Below are 18,693 nucleotides of genomic sequence, written 5' to 3'. Positions count from 1 at the left end.
CGAATTTTGTTATTTACTCTGACGAAAAATTGTCACGATACACGCACGTTTTTTACAGGCGGCGACTCATGGACAAAGAACGCATCATTCAGGAATTCGTACCCGGGAAACAGGTCACGCTGGCGCATCTGATTGCGCATCCGGGTGAAGAACTGGCGAAGAAAATCGGCGTTCCGGATGCTGGCGCAATTGGCATTATGACGCTAACTCCCGGCGAAACAGCGATGATTGCCGGTGATTTAGCATTAAAAGCTGCCGATGTACACATCGGTTTTCTCGACCGCTTCAGCGGCGCATTGGTGATTTATGGCTCGGTGGGCGCAGTCGAAGAAGCGTTATCACAAACCGTCAGCGGTTTAGGGCGTTTATTAAATTATACGCTGTGTGAAATGACCAAAAGTTAATACGAGGCATTCATGAAGCGAATTGCGTTTGTGGGTAGCGTCGGGGCAGGAAAAACAACGTTATTTAATGCGTTGCAGGGAGATTATACCCTCGCCAGAAAAACACAGGCCGTGGAATTTAATGATAATGGCGATATTGATACTCCGGGTGAATATTTTAGCCATCCCCGTTGGTATCACGCCTTAATAACCACGCTACAGGATGTGGACATGCTGATATATGTCCACGGCGCAAATGATCCAGAAAGCCGATTACCTGCCGGGCTGCTGGATATTGGCGCCAGTAAACGGCAAATCGCCGTCATCAGTAAAACGGACATGCCGGATGCTGACGTTACCGCAACGCGACAGTTATTGCTTGAGACTGGCTTTGAAGAGCCCATTTTCGCGCTAAACAACCATGACCCGCAAAGCGTGCAGCAACTGGTGGATTATCTGGCATCTCTCACCGAACAGGAGGAAGCAGGTGAAAAAACTCATCACAGCGAATGATATTCGTGAAGCACACGCGCGCGGCGAACAGGCAATGTCCGTGGTTCTGCGCGCCAGCATTATTACCCCTGAAGCGCGCGAAGTGGCGGATCTACTGGGTTTTACCATCACCGAGTGCGATGAATCGACGCCTGTAACGGCATCCGTTCCCACCAGTGCATCAGCCGATAAAACCGAAAGCCAGCGCATCCGCGAAACCATCATTGCCCAGCTGCCGGAAGGCCAGTTTACCGAAAGCCTGGTCGCGCAGCTGATGGAAAAAGTGATGAAGGAAAAGCAGTCGCTGGAGCAGGGGGCAATGCAGCCGAGCTTCAAATCGGTGACCGGCAAAGGTGGCATTAAAGTTATCGACGGCAGCAGCGTGAAGTTTGGTCGCTTTGATGGCGCACAGCCGCATTGCGTCGGTTTAACGGATCTGGTCACCGGAGATGACGGTAGCAGCATGGCCGCTGGTTTCATGCAGTGGGACAACGCCTTCTTCCCGTGGACCCTGAACTACGACGAAATCGACATGGTACTGGAAGGGGAACTGCACGTTCGCCACGAAGGCGAAACCATGATCGCCAAAGCGGGTGACGTGATGTTTATCCCGAAAGGCTCCAGCATCGAATTTGGTACGACATCCAGCGTGAAATTCCTGTATGTCGCCTGGCCGGCTAACTGGCAATCCCTATGAAAGATTTCATCACCGAAGCATGGCTAAGAGCGAACCATACGCTCAGCGAAGGCGCAGAGATCCATCTTCCTGCGCACAGTCGCCTGACGCCCTCTGCCCGGGAGTTACTGGAAAGCCGCCATCTGCGCATCAAGTTTATTGACGAGCAGGGCAGCCTGTTTGTTGACGATGAACAGCAGCAGCCACAGCCCGTTCACGGGCTGACCAGTAGCGATGAACATCCGCAGGCGTGCTGCGAACTGTGTCGCCAGCCGGTGGCAAAAAAGCCGGATACGCTGACTCATCTGTCGGCGGAAAAAATGGTTGCCAAAAGCGATCCACGCCTGGGTTTTCGCGCGGTTCTCGACAGCACCATTGCGCTGACAGTGTGGCTGCAAATTGAACTGGCGGAACCGTGGCAGCCGTGGCTGGCCGACATCCGTTCGCGTCTTGGCAACATTATGCGCGCCGATGCGCTGGGGGAATCGCTGGGCTGCCAGGCGATTGTCGGGCTTTCTGATGAAGATCTGCATCGGCTTTCTCACCAGCCGCTGCGCTATCTCGACCACGATCATCTGGTGCCGGAAGCCAGCCACGGGCGCGATGCGGCGTTGCTGAATCTGCTACGCACCAAAGTGCGGGAAACCGAAACCGTAGCGGCGCAGGTGTTTATCACCCGCAGTTTTGAAGTATTACGCCCGGACATTTTGCAGGCGCTGAACCGCCTTTCGAGCACGGTTTACGTGATGATGATCCTGAGCGTAACGAAGCAGCCGCTAACGGTGAAGCAGATCCAACAACGACTGGGGGAAACGCAATGATTATTGAACGTTGTCGTGAACTGGCGTTGCGAGCGCCCGCCAGAGTGGTTTTTCCGGATGCGTTAGACCAACGCGTACTGAAAGCCGCGCAGTACCTGCATCAACAAGGTCTGGCGACGCCTGTTCTGGTCTCCAGCCCGTTTGAACTTCGTCAGTTTGCGCTCAGTCACGGCGTGGCGATGGACGGGCTACAGGTGATTGATCCGCATGGCAACCTCGCAATGCGGGAAGAATTTGCCCATCGCTGGCTGGCCCGCGCGGGCGAAAAAACGCCGCCGGATGCGCTGGAAAAACTTACCGATCCGCTGATGTTCGCCGCCGCAATGGTCAGCGCCGGTAAAGCGGATGTCTGTATCGCGGGCAACCTCTCTTCCACAGCGAATGTGCTGCGTGCCGGATTACGCATTATCGGCTTGCAGCCTGGCTGTAAAACGCTCTCTTCCATTTTCCTGATGCTGCCACAGTACAGCGGCCCGGCGTTGGGCTTTGCCGATTGCAGCGTGGTGCCACAGCCGACGGCGGCGCAGCTGGCGGATATTGCGCTTGCCAGCGCCGAAACCTGGCGCGCCATCACCGGAGAAGAGCCTCTCGTGGCGTTGCTGTCGTTTTCCAGCAACGGTAGCGCCCGTCACCCCTGCGTTGCCAATGTGCAACAGGCGACAGACATCGTCCGTGAACGCGCACCGCAGTTGGTAGTCGATGGCGAGTTGCAGTTTGACGCCGCCTTCGTGCCGGAAGTGGCGGCGCAAAAAGCGCCTGCCAGCCCGCTACAGGGCAAGGCCAATGTGATGGTTTTTCCGTCGCTGGAGGCGGGCAATATTGGCTACAAAATCGCACAACGACTTGGCGGATATCGTGCCGTCGGGCCATTGATACAAGGACTTGCCGCGCCGATGCACGATCTCTCTCGTGGTTGTAGCGTGCAGGAAATTATCGAACTGGCGCTGGTGGCAGCCGTACCGCGTCAGACAGAAGTGAACCGCGAAAGCAGTTTACAAATACTGGTTGAATGAACGGTCCCGTTCTGGACCCTGATAAAGAGGAAAGCACAATGGAAGCATTAGGAATGATCGAAACCCGGGGCCTGGTTGCACTGATTGAGGCTTCTGACGCGATGGTGAAAGCTGCGCGCGTCAAGCTGGTCGGCGTGAAGCAGATTGGCGGCGGCCTGTGTACTGCGATGGTTCGCGGTGATGTTGCAGCCTGTAAAGCCGCGACCGATGCCGGTGCCGCAGCGGCACAGCGTATTGGCGAGCTGGTATCTGTACACGTTATCCCGCGTCCGCACGGCGACCTGGAAGAAGTGTTCCCGATCGGCCTGAAAGGCGATAGCAGCACCCTGTAATCACCCTGTGTGACGTCGATTCGGGCGTCACGCTCTCTCCTTTTTCATTTTACCTTCCGCGGAGGGTAGGGGGAGCTTTTACCTGAAATACGCCACGGAGGCGGGTATGAAACTGGCAGTCGTCACTGGACAAATTGTTTGTACCGTACGCCATCACGGACTGGCGCATGACAAATTGCTGATGGTGGAAATGATTGATCCACAAGGTAATCCTGACGGGCAATGTGCCGTCGCCATCGACAATATTGGCGCGGGAACCGGGGAGTGGGTGTTGCTGGTGAGTGGCAGTTCCGCCCGCCAGGCGCATAAAAGCGAAACGTCACCGGTCGATCTGTGCGTGATTGGCATCGTCGATGAGGTGGTGTCTGGCGGTCAGGTTATTTTCCACAAATAAGGCAGAACATCATGAATCAACAGGATATTGAACAGGTGGTGAAAGCGGTACTGCTGAAAATGCAAAGCAGTGGCACGCCGCCCGCCGCCGTTCATGAGATGGGCGTTTTCGCTTCCCTGGATGACGCCGTTGCGGCAGCCAAAATTGCCCAGCAAGGATTAAAAAGTGTGGCAATGCGCCAGTTGGCGATAACAGCCATTCGTGAAGCAGGCGAAAAACACGCCAGAGATTTAGCGGAACTTGCCGTCAGTGAAACCGGCATGGGTCGCGTCGAAGATAAATTTGCCAAAAACGTCGCCCAGGCGCGCGGCACACCAGGCGTTGAGTGCCTCTCTCCGCAGGTGCTGACGGGCGACAACGGCCTGACCCTAATTGAAAACGCGCCCTGGGGCGTGGTGGCTTCGGTGACGCCTTCCACTAACCCGGCGGCAACCGTAATTAACAACGCCATCAGCCTGATTGCCGCGGGCAACAGCGTCATTTTTGCCCCGCATCCGGCGGCGAAAAAAGTCTCCCAGCGCGCGATTACGCTGCTCAACCAGGCGATTGTTGCCGCAGGCGGGCCGGAAAATTTACTGGTTACCGTGGCAAACCCGGATATCGAAACCGCGCAACGCTTGTTCAAGTTTCCGGGCATCGGCCTTCTGGTGGTGACGGGCGGCGAAGCGGTAGTGGAAGCGGCGCGCAAACACACCAATAAACGCCTGATTGCCGCAGGTGCCGGTAACCCGCCTGTGGTGGTGGATGAAACCGCCGACCTCGCCCGTGCCGCTCAGTCCATCGTCAAAGGCGCCTCTTTCGATAACAACATCATCTGTGCCGATGAAAAGGTACTGATTGTTGTTGATAGCGTAGCCGATGAACTGATGTGTCTGATGGAAGGCCAGCACGCGGTGAAACTGACCACAGAGCAGGCGCAGCAGCTGCAACCGGTGTTGCTGAAAAATATCGACGAGCGCGGAAAAGGCTCCGTCAGCCGTGACTGGGTTGGTCGCGATGCAGGCAAAATCGCGGCGGCAATCGGCCTGAACGTCCCGTCAGAAACGCGATTGCTGTTTGTGGAAACCACCGCAGAACATCCGTTTGCCGTGACCGAACTGATGATGCCGGTGCTGCCCGTCGTGCGCGTCGCCAACGTGGCGGATGCCATTGCGCTGGCGGTGAAACTGGAAGGCGGTTGCCACCACACGGCGGCAATGCACTCGCGCAATATCGAGAACATGAACCAGATGGCAAACGCTATTGATACCAGCATTTTCGTCAAAAACGGACCGAGCATTGCCGGGCTGGGGCTGGGCGGGGAAGGTTGGACCACCATGACCATCACCACGCCAACCGGTGAAGGGGTAACCAGCGCGCGTACTTTTGTCCGTCTGCGTCGCTGTGTATTAGTCGATGCGTTTCGCATTGTTTAAGGAGTAACCGATGGCGCACGACGAACAATGGCTCACCCCGCGTTTGCAAACGGCGGCAACGCGGTGTAACCAGACGCCCGCCGCGACGGAATCTCCGCTGTGGCTGGGGGTGGATCTGGGCACCTGCGATGTGGTGTCGATGGTTGTCGATCGCGACGGTCAGCCGGTGGCGGTATGCCTCGACTGGGCCGATGTGGTCCGCGACGGCATCGTCTGGGATTTCTTCGGCGCTGTCACCATTGTTCGTCGCCATCTCGACACGCTTGAGCAGCAATTCGGTCGCCGTTTTAGCCATGCGGCGACCTCATTTCCTCCTGGTACGGACCCGCGTATATCCATCAACGTGCTGGAATCTGCCGGGCTGGAAGTGAGCCATGTGCTGGATGAGCCAACCGCCGTGGCGGATCTGCTGCAACTGGATAACGCAGGTGTAGTGGATATCGGCGGCGGCACTACCGGCATTGCCATCGTTAAGCAAGGCAAAGTGACGTACTCGGCGGATGAAGCCACCGGCGGACATCACATCTCTCTGACTCTCGCCGGAAATCGCCGTATTTCGCTGGAAGAGGCGGAGCAGTACAAGCGCGGACATGGTGAAGAGATTTGGCCCGCGGTGAAACCGGTGTACGAAAAAATGGCGGACATTGTCGCCCGGCATATTGAAGGGCAGGGCATTACTGATTTATGGCTGGCGGGCGGCTCCTGTATGCAACCGGGCGTGGCGGAACTGTTTCGCAAACAATTCCCGGTGTTACAGGTGCATCTACCGCAGCACAGTTTGTTTATGACCCCGCTGGCGATCGCCAGTAGTGGGCGAGAGAAAGCGGAGGGGATCTATGCAAAATGAATTGCAGACCGCGCTCTTTCAGGCGTTCGATACCCTGAATCTGCAACGGGTAAAAACATTTAGCGTCCCGCCTGCCACACTCTGCGGTCTGGGCGCAGTGAGCAGTTGCGGGCAGGAAGCACAAACGCGCGGGCTGAAACATTTGTTTGTGATGGCGGATGGCTTTTTGCATCAGTCGGGGATGACCGCCGGGCTGATTCGCAGTCTGACCGTCAAAGGTATCGCTATGACACTCTGGCCGTGTCCGGTGGGCGAACCGTGCATTACAGACGTGTGCGCAGCCGTGGCGCAGCTGCGTGAATCAGGCTGCGATGGTGTCATCGCGTTTGGCGGTGGCTCGGTGCTCGATGCAGCGAAAGCCGTAGCGTTGCTGGTGACGAATTCCGATAGCACGCTGGCAAAAATGTCAGAAACCAGCGTTCTGCAACCACGATTGCCGTTAATTGCCATTCCAACGACCGCCGGAACCGGCTCTGAAACGACTAACGTGACGGTGATTATCGATGCGGTAAGCGGGCGCAAACAGGTGTTAGCACATGCCTCGCTGATGCCGGATGTCGCGATTCTCGACGCTGCGCTAACCGAAGGCGTGCCGTCGCATGTCACGGCGATGACTGGCATCGATGCGTTAACTCACGCCATTGAAGCGTATAGCGCGCTGAACGCCACCCCATTTACCGACAGTCTGGCGATTGGCGCCATTGCGATGATTGGTCAATCGCTGCCGAAAGCGGTGGGCTACGGTCACGACCTTGCCGCGCGCGAGAGTATGTTGCTGGCTTCATGTATGGCGGGAATGGCGTTTTCTAGCGCCGGGCTTGGGTTATGCCACGCGATGGCGCATCAGCCAGGGGCGGCGCTGCATATTCCGCACGGTCTGGCGAACGCCATGTTGCTGCCAACGGTGATGGAATTTAACCGGATGGTTTGTCGCGAACGCTTTAGCCAGGTTGGTCGGGCGCTGCGAACTAAAAAATCCGACGATCGTGACGCTATTAATGCGGTAAGCGAGCTGATAGCGGAAGTTGGGATTGGTAAACGACTGGGCGATGTTGGTGCGACATCTGCGCATTACGGTGCATGGGCGCAGGCCGCGCAGGAAGATATTTGTCTGCGCAGCAACCCGCGTACCGCCAGCCTGGAGCAGATTGTCGGCCTGTACGCAGCGGCGCAATAAATGCCGGATGCGACGCTTGTCGCGTCTTATCCGGCCTGGGGGATTGCACATGTAGGGCGGATAAGGCGTTCACGCCGCATCCGCCAATGGTGCGGTGCAAGTGCCGGATGCGACGCTTGCCGCGTCTTATCCGGCCAGGGGGATTGCACATGTAGGGCGGATAAGGCGTTCACGCCGCATCCGCCAGTGGCGCGGTGCAAGTGCCGGATGCGATGCTTGTCGCGTCTTATCCGGTCTACAGGATTGCACATGTAGGGCGGATAAGGTGTTTACGCCGTATCCGCCAATAAATAACAACTAACAGGGAGTAAAGGCGATGGGAATTAACGAAATCATCATGTACATCATGATGTTCTTTATGCTGATAGCTGCCGTAGACAGGATCCTGTCGCAGTTCGGCGGTTCTGCACGTTTCCTCGGTAAGTTCGGTAAAAGTATCGAAGGATCCGGCGGGCAGTTCGAAGAAGGCTTTATGGCAATGGGCGCTCTGGGCCTGGCGATGGTCGGTATGACCGCGCTGGCACCGGTACTGGCCCACGTACTCGGGCCGGTGATCATCCCGGTTTACGAAATGCTCGGCGCCAACCCGTCGATGTTCGCCGGAACGCTGCTGGCGTGCGATATGGGCGGCTTCTTCCTCGCCAAAGAGCTGGCGGGCGGCGACGTAGCAGCGTGGCTATACTCTGGGTTAATTCTCGGGTCGATGATGGGGCCAACGATTGTGTTTTCCATTCCGGTGGCGCTCGGCATTATCGAACCTTCTGACCGTCGTTATCTGGCGCTCGGTGTGCTGGCCGGCATTGTGACCATTCCAATTGGCTGTATTGCTGGTGGTCTGGTAGCTATGTATTCCGGCGTACAAATCAACGGCCAGCCTGTGGAATTCACCTTTGCCCTGATCCTGATGAACATGATCCCGGTACTGATCGTCGCGGTACTGGTGGCGCTGGGGCTGAAATTCATCCCGGAAAAAATGATCAACGGCTTCCAGATCTTCGCCAAATTCCTCGTTGCATTGATTACCCTCGGCCTTGCTGCCGCGGTGGTGAAATTCCTGCTTGGCTGGGAACTGATCCCGGGCCTGGATCCGATCTTCATGGCCCCTGGCGATAAACCAGGTGAGGTGATGCGCGCCATTGAAGTTATCGGTTCTATCTCCTGCGTGCTGTTAGGGGCATATCCGATGGTGCTGTTGCTGACCCGCTGGTTTGAAAAACCGCTGATGAGCGTCGGTAAAGTGCTGAATATGAACAATATCGCGGCAGCTGGCATGGTGGCAACGCTTGCTAACAACATCCCGATGTTCGGCATGATGAAGCAGATGGATACCCGCGGCAAAGTCATCAACTGCGCCTTCGCCGTTTCCGCTGCTTTCGCCCTGGGCGACCACTTAGGCTTCGCCGCTGCCAACATGAACGCCATGATCTTCCCGATGATTGTCGGCAAATTGATCGGCGGCGTTACGGCGATTGGCGTGGCGATGATGCTGGTACCAAAAGAAGACGCGACTGCGGCTAAAGCCGAAGTGGAGGCGCAATCGTGAACACTCGCCAGCTACTAAGCGTCGGTATCGATATCGGCACCACCACCACCCAGGTGATTTTCTCCCACCTGGAGCTGGTTAACCGTGCGGCGGTGTCGCAGGTGCCGCGCTACGAATTCATCAAACGCGAAATTAGCTGGCAAAGCCCGGTGTTCTTTACCCCTGTCGATAAACAGGGCGGTTTAAAAGAAGCGGAGCTGAAAACTTTAATCCTCGAGCAATATCAGGCTGCGGGCATTGCACCGGAAAGTGTTGATTCTGGTGCCATCATCATCACCGGCGAAAGTGCAAAAACCCGCAATGCTCGTCCGGCGGTAATGACGCTCTCTCAGTCATTGGGCGATTTTGTCGTCGCCAGCGCGGGACCGCATCTCGAATCGGTGATTGCCGGTCACGGTGCCGGGGCGCAAACCCTTTCTGCACAACGGCTGTGTCGGGTATTGAATATCGACATCGGCGGTGGCACCGCGAACTACGCCCTGTTCGACGCCGGAAAAATCAGTGGTACTGCCTGCCTCAATGTCGGCGGTCGCCTGCTGGAAACCGACAGCCAGGGACGCGTGGTTTACGCCCATAAACCGGGGCAGATGATTGTGGATGAGTGCTTCGGTGCAGGCACTGACGCCCGTTCGCTGACTGGCGCGCAGCTGGTGCAGGTTACCCGACGAATGGCGGCGCTAATTGTCGAAGTGATTGACGGAACGCTCTCGCCGCTCGCGCAGGCATTGATGCAAACCGGTCTGCTGCCCGCAGGTGTTACGCCCGAAATCATTACGCTTTCTGGCGGCGTGGGCGAATGTTATCGCCACCAGCCCGCCGATCCGTTCTGTTTTGCCGATATTGGCCCGCTTCTGGCAACGGCGCTGCATGACCATCCGCGCCTGCGTGAGATGAACGTGCAGTTTCCGGCGCAAACCGTGCGCGCCACGGTGATTGGCGCGGGCGCACATACTCTTTCGCTCTCTGGCAGCACAATCTGGCTGGAGGGCGTACAACTGCCGCTGCGTAATTTGCCGGTGGCGATCCCAATTGATGAAACGGATCTGGTGAATGCCTGGCAACAGGCGCTGATTCAGCTGGATCTTGATCCCAAAACTGACGCGTACGTGCTGGCGCTTCCCGCCTCGCTGCCTGTGCGTTACGCCGCGGTACTGACGGTCATCAACGCGCTGGTCGATTTCGTCGCGCGTTTTCCGAATCCGCATCCCCTGCTGGTGGTGGCCGGGCAGGACTTTGGTAAAGCTCTGGGCATGTTGTTGCGCCCACAGCTACAACAACTCCCGTTGGCAGTCATTGACGAAGTGATTGTCCGCGCGGGGGACTATATCGACATTGGTACGCCTCTTTTTGGCGGATCGGTTGTGCCGGTGACGGTGAAATCACTCGCATTTCCTTCCTGAGGGAACGACTTATGAAACTAAAGACCACATTGTTCGGCAATGTATATCAGTTTAAGGATGTAAAAGAGGTGCTGGCTAAAGCCAACGAACTGCGTTCGGGGGATGTGCTGGCGGGCGTTGCAGCGGCAAGCTCACAGGAGCGCGTGGCGGCAAAGCAGGTGTTGTCGGAAATGACCGTAGCGGACATCCGCAATAATCCGGTGATTGCCTATGAAGATGACTGCGTTACGCGGCTGATTCAGGACGACGTTAACGAAACGGCCTACAACCAGATTAAAAACTGGAGCATCAGCGAACTGCGTGAGTATGTGCTGAGCGACGAAACCAGCGTGGACGACATTGCCTTTACCCGCAAAGGGCTGACCTCGGAAGTGGTCGCGGCGGTAGCGAAGATTTGCTCCAACGCGGACCTGATCTACGGCGCGAAGAAAATGCCGGTTATCAAAAAGGCCAATACCACCATCGGTATTCCGGGCACCTTTAGCGCCCGTTTGCAGCCGAACGATACCCGTGACGACGTGCAAAGTATCGCCGCGCAAATCTACGAAGGGCTTTCCTTCGGGGTGGGCGATGCGGTGATCGGCGTTAACCCAGTGACTGACGACGTGGAAAACTTAAGCCGCGTGTTGGATACCATCTATGGCGTGATCGACAAATACAACATTCCGACCCAGGGCTGCGTGCTGGCGCACGTCACTACCCAGATTGAAGCGATTCGTCGCGCCGCGCCGGGCGGGCTGATTTTCCAGAGTATTTGCGGCAGCGAAAAAGGGCTGAAAGAGTTTGGCGTGGAACTTGCGATGCTTGATGAAGCGCGCGCAGTGGGCGCGGAGTTCAACCGTATCGCCGGGGAAAACTGCCTCTACTTCGAAACCGGACAAGGTTCTGCGCTGTCCGCAGGTGCTAACTTCGGCGCTGACCAGGTGACGATGGAAGCGCGTAACTATGGGCTGGCGCGTCATTACGATCCGTTTATCGTCAACACCGTGGTCGGCTTTATTGGGCCGGAGTATCTCTACAACGACCGCCAGATTATTCGTGCGGGCTTAGAAGATCACTTTATGGGCAAGCTGAGCGGCATCTCTATGGGCTGTGACTGCTGCTACACCAACCACGCTGACGCTGACCAGAACCTCAACGAAAACCTGATGATCCTGCTCGCCACCGCAGGCTGCAACTACATCATGGGGATGCCGCTGGGCGATGACATCATGCTCAACTACCAGACCACGGCCTTCCACGACACTGCCACTGTGCGTCAGTTACTCAACCTGCGTCCGTCACCGGAGTTTGAACGCTGGCTGGAAAGCATGGGCATTATGGCAAACGGTCGCCTGACCAAACGGGCGGGCGATCCGTCACTGTTCTTCTGATGACGCGGAGATAACACATCATGGATCAAAAACAGATTGAAGAAATTGTACGCAGCGTGATGGCGTCAATGGGACAAGCAGCCCCCGCGCCATCAGAAGCCAAATGCACCACCACAGCCTGTTCGGCACCGGTGACCTCGGAAAGCTGTGTGCTGGATTTAGGTTCCGCTGAAGCGAAGGCGTGGATTGGCGTTGAAAATCCGCATCGCGCAGACGTATTAACAGAACTGCGCCGCAGCACAGTGGCCCGCGTCTGTACCGGTCGTGCTGGTCCGCGTCCGCGTACCCAGGCGCTGCTGCGTTTCCTGGCCGATCACTCCCGTTCGAAAGATACCGTACTGAAAGAAGTGCCGGCTGAGTGGGTGAAAGCGCAGGGCTTGCTGGAAGTGCGCTCTGAAATTAGCGACAAAAATCTCTACCTGACTCGCCCGGATATGGGTCGCCGCCTGTGTGCAGAAGCGGTTGAAGCCCTGAAATCACAGTGTGTCGCCAGTCCGGACGTACAGGTCGTTATTTCTGATGGCCTGTCTACTGACGCGATCACCGTGAACTATGAAGAGATCCTGCCACCGCTGATGGCGGGCCTGAAACAGGCTGGTTTGAAAGTCGGCACGCCGTTCTTTGTGCGTTACGGTCGCGTGAAAATTGAAGATCAGATCGGTGAGATCCTCGGCGCGAAAGTGGTGATCCTGCTGGTGGGCGAACGCCCGGGGTTAGGGCAGTCAGAAAGTCTTTCCTGCTACGCCGTTTACTCACCGCGTATGGCGACCACCGTTGAGGCCGATCGCACCTGTATCTCTAACATTCACCAGGGCGGCACGCCGCCAGTTGAAGCCGCAGCAGTTATTGTGGATTTGGCGAAACGTATGCTGGAGCAGAAAGCATCCGGCATCAACATGACCCGATAAGGAGGCATCATGCCAGCTTTAGATTTGATTCGACCGTCGGTCACCGCCATGCGGGTGATTGCCTCCGTTAACGCCGATTTTGCGCGTGAGCTGAAATTGCCGCCGCATATTCGTAGCCTTGGGCTGATTTCCGCCGACTCCGATGACGTCACCTACATTGCCGCTGATGAAGCGACCAAACAGGCGATGGTGGAAGTGGTGTATGGCCGCTCGCTGTATGCAGGAGCCGCACACGGCCCGTCACCGACTGCCGGTGAAGTGCTGATTATGCTGGGCGGGCCAAACCCGGCGGAAGTGCGTGCTGGTCTGGATGCAATGGTTGCGCATATTGAAAACGGTGCGGCCTTCCAGTGGGCCAACGATGCGCAAGATACGGCATTCCTTGCACATGTGGTTTCGCGCACTGGTTCTTATCTCTCTTCCACTGCGGGTATTACGCTTGGCGATCCGATGGCGTATCTGGTGGCGCCGCCGCTGGAAGCGACTTATGGCATTGATGCAGCGTTAAAATCTGCCGACGTACAGCTGGTGACTTATGTCCCGCCGCCGTCAGAAACCAACTATTCCGCCGCATTCTTAACGGGAAGCCAGGCGGCGTGTAAAGCGGCCTGTAATGCCTTTACCGATGCAGTGCTGGAAATCGCGCGGAATCCAATCCAGCGTGCGTAACGGAGGTTGCCGATGATCAATGCACTGGGATTGCTGGAAGTGGACGGCATGGTCGCAGCAATCGATGCGGCGGATGCGATGCTGAAAGCGGCCAACGTACGTCTGCTCAGTCATGAAGTACTTGACCCTGGTAGGTTGACGCTGGTGGTGGAAGGCGATCTGGCGGCGTGTCGTGCGGCGCTGGACGCAGGTTGTGCTGCTGCGATGCGTACCGGGCGCGTCATTAGCCGCAAGGAGATCGGTCGGCCAGACGATGACACCCAGTGGCTGGTTACTGGCTTTAACCGCCAGCCGAAGCAAGCTGTAAAGGAACCCTGCGTGCCAGCTATCGTTGCGGAATCTGCTGACGAGTTGTTGGCGCTGTTAACATCAGTACGTCAGGGAATGACGGCAGGAGAAGTGGCTGCCCACTTTGGCTGGCCGTTGGAAAAAGCCAGAAATGCGCTCGAACAGCTCTTTTCTGCCGGGACGTTGCGTAAACGCAGTAGCCGTTATCGTCTCAAGCCCCATTAATCTGTCGGAGGTGCCGGGTGTCATATAACACCCGGCATTAACATCATGAAAAAGCCCCGTACAGCTAATTTGCACCATCTTTATCATGAACCCTTATCTGAAAACCTGAAGCTTACGCCGAAGGTCGAAGTGGATAATGTTCATCAACGACAGACAACGGATGTCTATGAACATGCTTTGACGATTACCGCCTGGCAGCAGATTTACGATCAGCTGCATCCGGGCAAGTTTCATGGTGAATTTACGGAAATTCTGCTTGATGATATTCAGGTTTTCCGTGAATACACTGGTCTGGCACTGCGTCAGTCGTGCCTGGTCTGGCCGAACTCTTTCTGGTTTGGTATTCCGGCGACACGCGGCGAACAGGGATTTATCGGCTCACAATGCCTGGGAAGCGCGGAAATTGCCACACGCCCTGGCGGCACCGAGTTTGAGCTGAGTACACCGGATGATTATACGATCCTTGGCGTAGTGCTTTCTGAAGATGTCATTACCCGGCAGGCTAACTTTTTGCATAACCCGGAAAGGGTGCTGCATATGTTACGTAACCAGTCGGCGCTGGAAGTGAAAGAGCAGCATAAAGCCGCGCTGTGGGGCTTTGTCCAACAGGCGCTGGCGACATTTTGCGAGAGCCCGGAGAATCTTCATCAGCCTGAGGTGCGTAAAGTGCTGGGGGATAATTTGCTGATGGCGATGGGGGCGATGCTGGAAGAAGCGCAACCAATGGTGACAGCGGAAAGTATTAGTCATCAGAGTTACCGACGTTTGCTTTCCCGCGCCCGTGAATATGTGCTGGAAAACATGTCCGAACCGGTAACCGTACTGGACTTGTGTAATCAACTGCACGTCAGCCGCCGCACGCTACAAAACGCATTTCACGCTATTTTGGGCATTGGCCCGAATGCGTGGCTAAAACGCATTCGCCTGAACGCCGTGCGCCGTGAACTGATTAGTCCGTGGTCGCAAAGTATGACGGTAAAAGACGCCGCCATGCAGTGGGGATTCTGGCATCTGGGGCAATTCGCCACGGATTATCAGCAACTGTTTGCCGAGAAGCCGTCACTGACGCTGCATCAGCGGATGCAGGAGTTGGGATGAGGGAGTTACACCCAATCCCTGACCTTAATAAACTCACTCAACGCCGCTTCCGGGCTGCCTGCTTCTGGCTGATAATCATACTCCCAGCGTACCAGTGGCGGCATCGACATCAGAATAGACTCGGTGCGCCCGCCGGTTTGTAAACCAAACAGCGTCCCGCGATCCCATACCAGGTTGAACTCGACATAGCGCCCGCGGCGGTACAACTGGAAATTGCGCTCGCGTTCGCCGTATTCCATTGCTTTACGCCGTTCAACAATCGGTAAGTAAGCGTCGGTGTAGCCTTTGCCTACCGCCTGCATAAAGGCAAAACAGTGGTCGAAATCTGGCGTGTTCAGATCATCAAAGAACAGCCCGCCAATGCCGCGCTGTTCGTTGCGATGTTTGAGGTAGAAGTAATCGTCGCACCACTTTTTGTAACGGGGATAAACGTCTTCACCAAATGGCAGGCACAGGTCACGGGCGGTGCGATGCCAGTGAATGGCGTCTTCTTCAAAACCATAGAATGGAGTTAAGTCGAAGCCGCCGCCAAACCACCAGACGGGATCGGCACCCGGTTTTTCGGCAATAAAAAACCGCACATTCGCGTGGCTGGTGGGAACGTACGGATTATGCGGATGCACTACCAGCGATACGCCCATCGCCTCGAAACTGCGCCCGGCAAGTTCCGGGCGATGAGCGGTCGCGGAAGCGGGCATCGCGTTGCCGTGGACGTGAGAAAAGTTGACGCCCGCCTGTTCGAAAACACCACCATTACGCAACACCCGACTACGCCCGCCGCCACCAGCTTCACGTTGCCAGCTATCTTCGACAAACTCTGCGCCATCTACGGCGGCCAGTTGCTGGCAAATTGTATCCTGAAGGTCGAGGAGGAACTGTCTAACCTGGTGTGCGTCGGGTTTCATAACTTACCGCTTTTTCGAGTGTGCTTTCTGGTTATCAAACCAGTGGAAATAACTGATCACGCCTTCAGCAATCGCTGTGGCGATTTTCTGACGAAACGCCGCCGTGCCTAATAGCCGTTCTTCTTCCGGGTTGGTGATAAACGAAGTTTCCACCAGCACCGAAGGAACCGACGGTGATTTCAACACCACAAATGCCGCTTGTTCGGTGTTGCGGCTGTGCAGTTTATGCACCGGCTTAATCTTCTTCAGAATATGCGAGCCGAGCGTCAGACTATTTTTAATGGTATCTGTTTGCACCAGATCAAACAGCACTTGTTGCAATAGGTGATCCCTGTCGGTCGCCTTTTTCCCGGCAACTTCATCAGCACGGTTTTCGCGTTCCGACAAATATTTTGCCATCGCGCTACTTGCGCCACGGTTAGAGAGGGCAAAGACCGATGCACCGGCAGCTTTCGGGTTGGTAAAGCCGTCGGCGTGAATTGACATAAACAGGTCAGCGCCATGTTTATGGGCGATTTCAACGCGATCGTACAGTGGAATAAAGGTATCGCCAGAACGCGTCAGCCGTGCATCAATGCCATGATTGCGCAAAATTGAACGGACGTTTTTGGCGATTGCCAGCACCACGTGTTTTTCTTTTGACCCGTTGCGGCCAATCGCCCCGGTATCAATCCCGCCGTGACCCGGATCGAGAACGACTATCCGCTTGCCCCCAGCTTTTTTGGCTTTCGGCTTAGTGTGTCCGTTGCTGGTTTTTAAAGGTTCTTCTTTGGCGATGGCTTGTGACATTCCTGACAACGTCAGGGCAGCCAATCCGGCTTTCAGCACCTGGCGGCGCGAAGTGAGTGTTTTTAGTGGTTTAAAAGTGCTCATACGGCCTGAGTTGTAATAATGAAGTTCCAGATGTTATATCGTATCGCGTAATCCGTTACGACGGTTTGCTGGTGAGAATTGTTTTACTTTTCATTTCAATAAATGACAACGCGTCATTATGCCACTTTTTCAACCGATTTTCGTCAGATATTGGCTAATTCGGTCGTTCACGCCATAATCACCCTTTTAACCCCCAAAAAGGTAACTCATACCATGGAGATACGCGTATTTCGCCAGGAAGATTTCGAAGAGGTCATCACCCTTTGGGAGCGTTGCGACTTGCTGCGTCCGTGGAACGATCCGGAAATGGACATCGAACGCAAGATGAACCATGACGTCAGTTTGTTCCTGGTCGCGGAAGTGAATGGTGAAGTGGTGGGAACGGTGATGGGCGGTTATGACGGGCATCGTGGGTCTGCTTATTATCTTGGCGTGCATCCGGAGTTTCGCGGGCGCGGCATTGCTAACGCCTTGCTTAATCGGCTGGAGAAAAAGCTGATTGCCCGCGGTTGCCCGAAAATTCAGATCAACGTGCCGGAAGACAATGACATGGTGCTCGGAATGTACGAACGCCTGGGATATGAACACGCTGATGTGCTGAGTCTGGGTAAGCGTTTGATTGAAGATGAAGAGTACTGAGTTTCATCCTGTCCATTATGATGCGCACGGACGCCTGCGTTTACCTTTTCTCTTCTGGCTTGTGCTACTGCTTCAGGCGCGAACCTGGGTGCTGTTTGTGATTGCCGGTGCGTCGCGTGAGCAGGGTACTGCGCTGCTGAATCTGTTTTATCCCGATCATGATAATTTCTGGCTGGGGTTAATTCCCGGCATTCCAGCAGTGCTGGCGTTTTTGCTGAGTGGTCGGCGGGCGACGTTTCCCCGTATCTGGCATGGGCTCTATTTTCTGTTGCTGTTGGCGCAAGTGGTTTTACTTTGCTGGCAACCGTGGCTGTGGCTGAACGGTGAATCGGTTAGCGGAATCGGTCTGGCGCTGGTAGTGGCGGATATTGTGGCGTTAATCTGGCTGCTGACTAATCGACGTTTACGCGCTTGTTTTAATGAAGAAAAAGAATAACGCAGTGGTGCGCTTTGTTTATGCCGGATGCGGCGTGAACGCCTTATCCGGCCTACAAAACATCGAAAATTCAAGATATTGCAGGAAAAAGCAGGCCTGATAAGCGTAGCGCATCAGGCAATTTTGTGTTTGTCATCTACCTCTAACGGCACTTTTTTGCAAATTTGCACTCCAAGCAACGTTATTGAATAACCAAAGGAAGTGAGATGAAATCGCTGCGTTTAATGTTATGCGCTATGCCGTTGATGCTGACCGGCTGTTCCACTATGTCGTCAGTTAACTGGTCTGCCGCTAATCCGTGGAACTGGTTTGGTTCATCTACCAAAGTGAGCGAGCAGGGCGTGGGTGAATTAACGGCGTCCACACCATTACAAGAACAAGCTATTGCCGATGCGCTTGATGGTGATTATCGCCTGCGCAGCGGAATGAAAACCGCTAACGGTAATGTAGTGCGCTTTTTTGAAGTGATGAAAGGCGACAGCGTGGCGATGGTCATCAATGGTGATCAAGGTACAATCAGCCGCATTGACGTTTCAGATAGCGATATTCCTGCGGACTCCGGTGTTAAAATCGGTACACCGTTTAGCGACCTTTACAGCAAAGCATTTGGCAATTGCCAAAAAGCAGATGGTGATGATCGTGCTGTCGAATGTAAAGCTGAAGGCAGTCAACATATTAGCTACCAGTTCAGCGGTGAATGGAGTGGTCCTGAAGGGTTAATGCCTTCGGACGATACCTTGAAAAACTGGAAAGTCAGTAAAATTATCTGGCGACGTTAATTTGCGT

The 18,693-nt window shown here is 55.4% G+C and carries 22 protein-coding genes; 20 read left to right on the top strand and 2 right to left on the bottom strand.

Annotated elements, in window-relative coordinates:
- Positions 1-68 precede the first annotated feature (68 nt).
- The 17 genes from eutS to eutR all read left to right on the top strand — a co-directional run bounded on the left by eutS (position 69) and on the right by eutR (position 15,054).
- Positions 69-404 (top strand): ethanolamine utilization microcompartment protein EutS, encoded by a 336-nt coding sequence (gene eutS, locus AACS80_RS18700; RefSeq protein ID WP_000356956.1) that lies wholly within the window; start codon positions 69-71, stop codon positions 402-404.
- 12 nt (positions 405-416) lie between these two features.
- Positions 417-896: an ethanolamine utilization acetate kinase EutP gene (gene eutP / locus AACS80_RS18695; protein WP_000820758.1), complete on the top strand. Its 480-nt coding sequence runs from the start codon at positions 417-419 to the stop codon at positions 894-896.
- Positions 871-1,572 (top strand): ethanolamine utilization acetate kinase EutQ, encoded by a 702-nt coding sequence (gene eutQ / locus AACS80_RS18690; protein ID WP_135410248.1) that lies wholly within the window; start codon positions 871-873, stop codon positions 1,570-1,572. The genes eutP and eutQ overlap by 26 nt, the downstream gene beginning before the upstream one ends.
- A complete protein-coding gene (eutT, locus tag AACS80_RS18685; protein WP_135410247.1) occupies positions 1,569-2,372 on the top strand; it encodes an ethanolamine utilization cob(I)yrinic acid a,c-diamide adenosyltransferase EutT in 804 nt (267 codons plus the stop codon). Before eutQ ends, eutT begins: the two co-directional genes overlap by 4 nt.
- Positions 2,369-3,385 (top strand): phosphate acetyltransferase, encoded by a 1,017-nt coding sequence (gene pta / locus AACS80_RS18680; RefSeq protein WP_135410246.1) that lies wholly within the window; start codon positions 2,369-2,371, stop codon positions 3,383-3,385. Before eutT ends, pta begins: the two co-directional genes overlap by 4 nt.
- 38 nt (positions 3,386-3,423) lie before the next feature.
- The gene (gene eutM / locus AACS80_RS18675; protein WP_135410245.1) at positions 3,424-3,717 is read left to right on the top strand and encodes an ethanolamine utilization microcompartment protein EutM; all 294 of its coding nucleotides are present in this window, start codon (positions 3,424-3,426) and stop codon (positions 3,715-3,717) included.
- A 106-nt stretch (positions 3,718-3,823) separates the two neighbouring features.
- Positions 3,824-4,111 (top strand): ethanolamine utilization microcompartment protein EutN, encoded by a 288-nt coding sequence (eutN, locus tag AACS80_RS18670; protein WP_000762196.1) that lies wholly within the window; start codon positions 3,824-3,826, stop codon positions 4,109-4,111.
- An 11-nt stretch (positions 4,112-4,122) separates the two neighbouring features.
- Positions 4,123-5,526 (top strand): aldehyde dehydrogenase family protein, encoded by a 1,404-nt coding sequence (locus AACS80_RS18665; protein WP_135410244.1) that lies wholly within the window; start codon positions 4,123-4,125, stop codon positions 5,524-5,526.
- Between the two features lie 10 nt (positions 5,527-5,536).
- A complete protein-coding gene (gene eutJ / locus AACS80_RS18660; protein ID WP_135410243.1) occupies positions 5,537-6,373 on the top strand; it encodes an ethanolamine utilization protein EutJ in 837 nt (278 codons plus the stop codon).
- Positions 6,363-7,550 (top strand): ethanolamine utilization ethanol dehydrogenase EutG, encoded by a 1,188-nt coding sequence (gene eutG, locus AACS80_RS18655; protein ID WP_135410242.1) that lies wholly within the window; start codon positions 6,363-6,365, stop codon positions 7,548-7,550. The genes eutJ and eutG overlap by 11 nt, the downstream gene beginning before the upstream one ends.
- Before the next feature lie 316 nt (positions 7,551-7,866).
- Positions 7,867-9,093, top strand: coding sequence for an ethanolamine utilization protein EutH (gene eutH / locus AACS80_RS18650; protein ID WP_130260661.1), 1,227 nt, complete (start codon positions 7,867-7,869; stop codon positions 9,091-9,093).
- Entirely contained in the window at positions 9,090-10,493 is a 1,404-nt protein-coding gene (eutA, locus tag AACS80_RS18645) for an ethanolamine ammonia-lyase reactivating factor EutA (RefSeq protein WP_135410241.1), read from the top strand. The genes eutH and eutA overlap by 4 nt, the downstream gene beginning before the upstream one ends.
- Positions 10,494-10,504: 11 nt before the next feature.
- Positions 10,505-11,866 carry an ethanolamine ammonia-lyase subunit alpha gene (gene eutB / locus AACS80_RS18640; protein WP_135410240.1) on the top strand — a complete coding sequence of 454 codons (1,362 nt, stop codon included), beginning with the start codon at positions 10,505-10,507 and terminating at the stop codon, positions 11,864-11,866.
- Positions 11,867-11,886: 20 nt separating this feature from the next.
- Positions 11,887-12,774, top strand: coding sequence for an ethanolamine ammonia-lyase subunit beta (gene eutC / locus AACS80_RS18635; protein ID WP_135410239.1), 888 nt, complete (start codon positions 11,887-11,889; stop codon positions 12,772-12,774).
- Positions 12,775-12,783: 9 nt separating this feature from the next.
- Entirely contained in the window at positions 12,784-13,443 is a 660-nt protein-coding gene (gene eutL, locus AACS80_RS18630; RefSeq protein WP_001111027.1) for an ethanolamine utilization microcompartment protein EutL, read from the top strand.
- Between the two features lie 12 nt (positions 13,444-13,455).
- A complete protein-coding gene (gene eutK / locus AACS80_RS18625) occupies positions 13,456-13,956 on the top strand; it encodes an ethanolamine utilization microcompartment protein EutK (RefSeq protein ID WP_130207402.1) in 501 nt (166 codons plus the stop codon).
- 45 nt (positions 13,957-14,001) lie between these two features.
- The gene (eutR, locus tag AACS80_RS18620) at positions 14,002-15,054 is read left to right on the top strand and encodes an HTH-type transcriptional regulator EutR (protein ID WP_135410238.1); all 1,053 of its coding nucleotides are present in this window, start codon (positions 14,002-14,004) and stop codon (positions 15,052-15,054) included.
- 5 nt (positions 15,055-15,059) lie between these two features.
- Here eutR and hemF read toward each other — a convergent pair whose 3' ends face one another.
- Positions 15,060-15,959: an oxygen-dependent coproporphyrinogen oxidase gene (gene hemF / locus AACS80_RS18615; RefSeq protein ID WP_131162084.1), complete on the bottom strand. Its 900-nt coding sequence runs from the start codon at positions 15,957-15,959 to the stop codon at positions 15,060-15,062.
- Positions 15,960-15,962: 3 nt separating this feature from the next.
- The gene (gene amiA, locus AACS80_RS18610) at positions 15,963-16,832 is read right to left on the bottom strand and encodes an N-acetylmuramoyl-L-alanine amidase AmiA (RefSeq protein ID WP_130207396.1); all 870 of its coding nucleotides are present in this window, start codon (positions 16,830-16,832) and stop codon (positions 15,963-15,965) included.
- Between the two features lie 213 nt (positions 16,833-17,045).
- Between amiA and AACS80_RS18605 the strand changes: the two genes are divergently transcribed.
- The 3 genes from AACS80_RS18605 to AACS80_RS18595 all read left to right on the top strand — a co-directional run bounded on the left by AACS80_RS18605 (position 17,046) and on the right by AACS80_RS18595 (position 18,686).
- The gene (locus AACS80_RS18605) at positions 17,046-17,471 is read left to right on the top strand and encodes a GNAT family acetyltransferase (RefSeq protein WP_000406000.1); all 426 of its coding nucleotides are present in this window, start codon (positions 17,046-17,048) and stop codon (positions 17,469-17,471) included.
- Positions 17,458-17,907 (top strand): DUF2919 domain-containing protein, encoded by a 450-nt coding sequence (locus tag AACS80_RS18600; RefSeq protein ID WP_130207394.1) that lies wholly within the window; start codon positions 17,458-17,460, stop codon positions 17,905-17,907. The genes AACS80_RS18605 and AACS80_RS18600 overlap by 14 nt, the downstream gene beginning before the upstream one ends.
- 206 nt (positions 17,908-18,113) lie before the next feature.
- Positions 18,114-18,686 (top strand): RpoE-regulated lipoprotein, encoded by a 573-nt coding sequence (locus AACS80_RS18595; protein WP_130207392.1) that lies wholly within the window; start codon positions 18,114-18,116, stop codon positions 18,684-18,686.
- Positions 18,687-18,693: the final 7 nt, after the last annotated feature.

This window comes from Escherichia sp. E4385 (assembly GCF_963883145.1).
In the GTDB taxonomy this organism is placed as follows: Bacteria; Pseudomonadota; Gammaproteobacteria; order Enterobacterales; family Enterobacteriaceae; genus Escherichia.
This window is presented reverse-complemented; position numbering and strand designations above follow the sequence as displayed.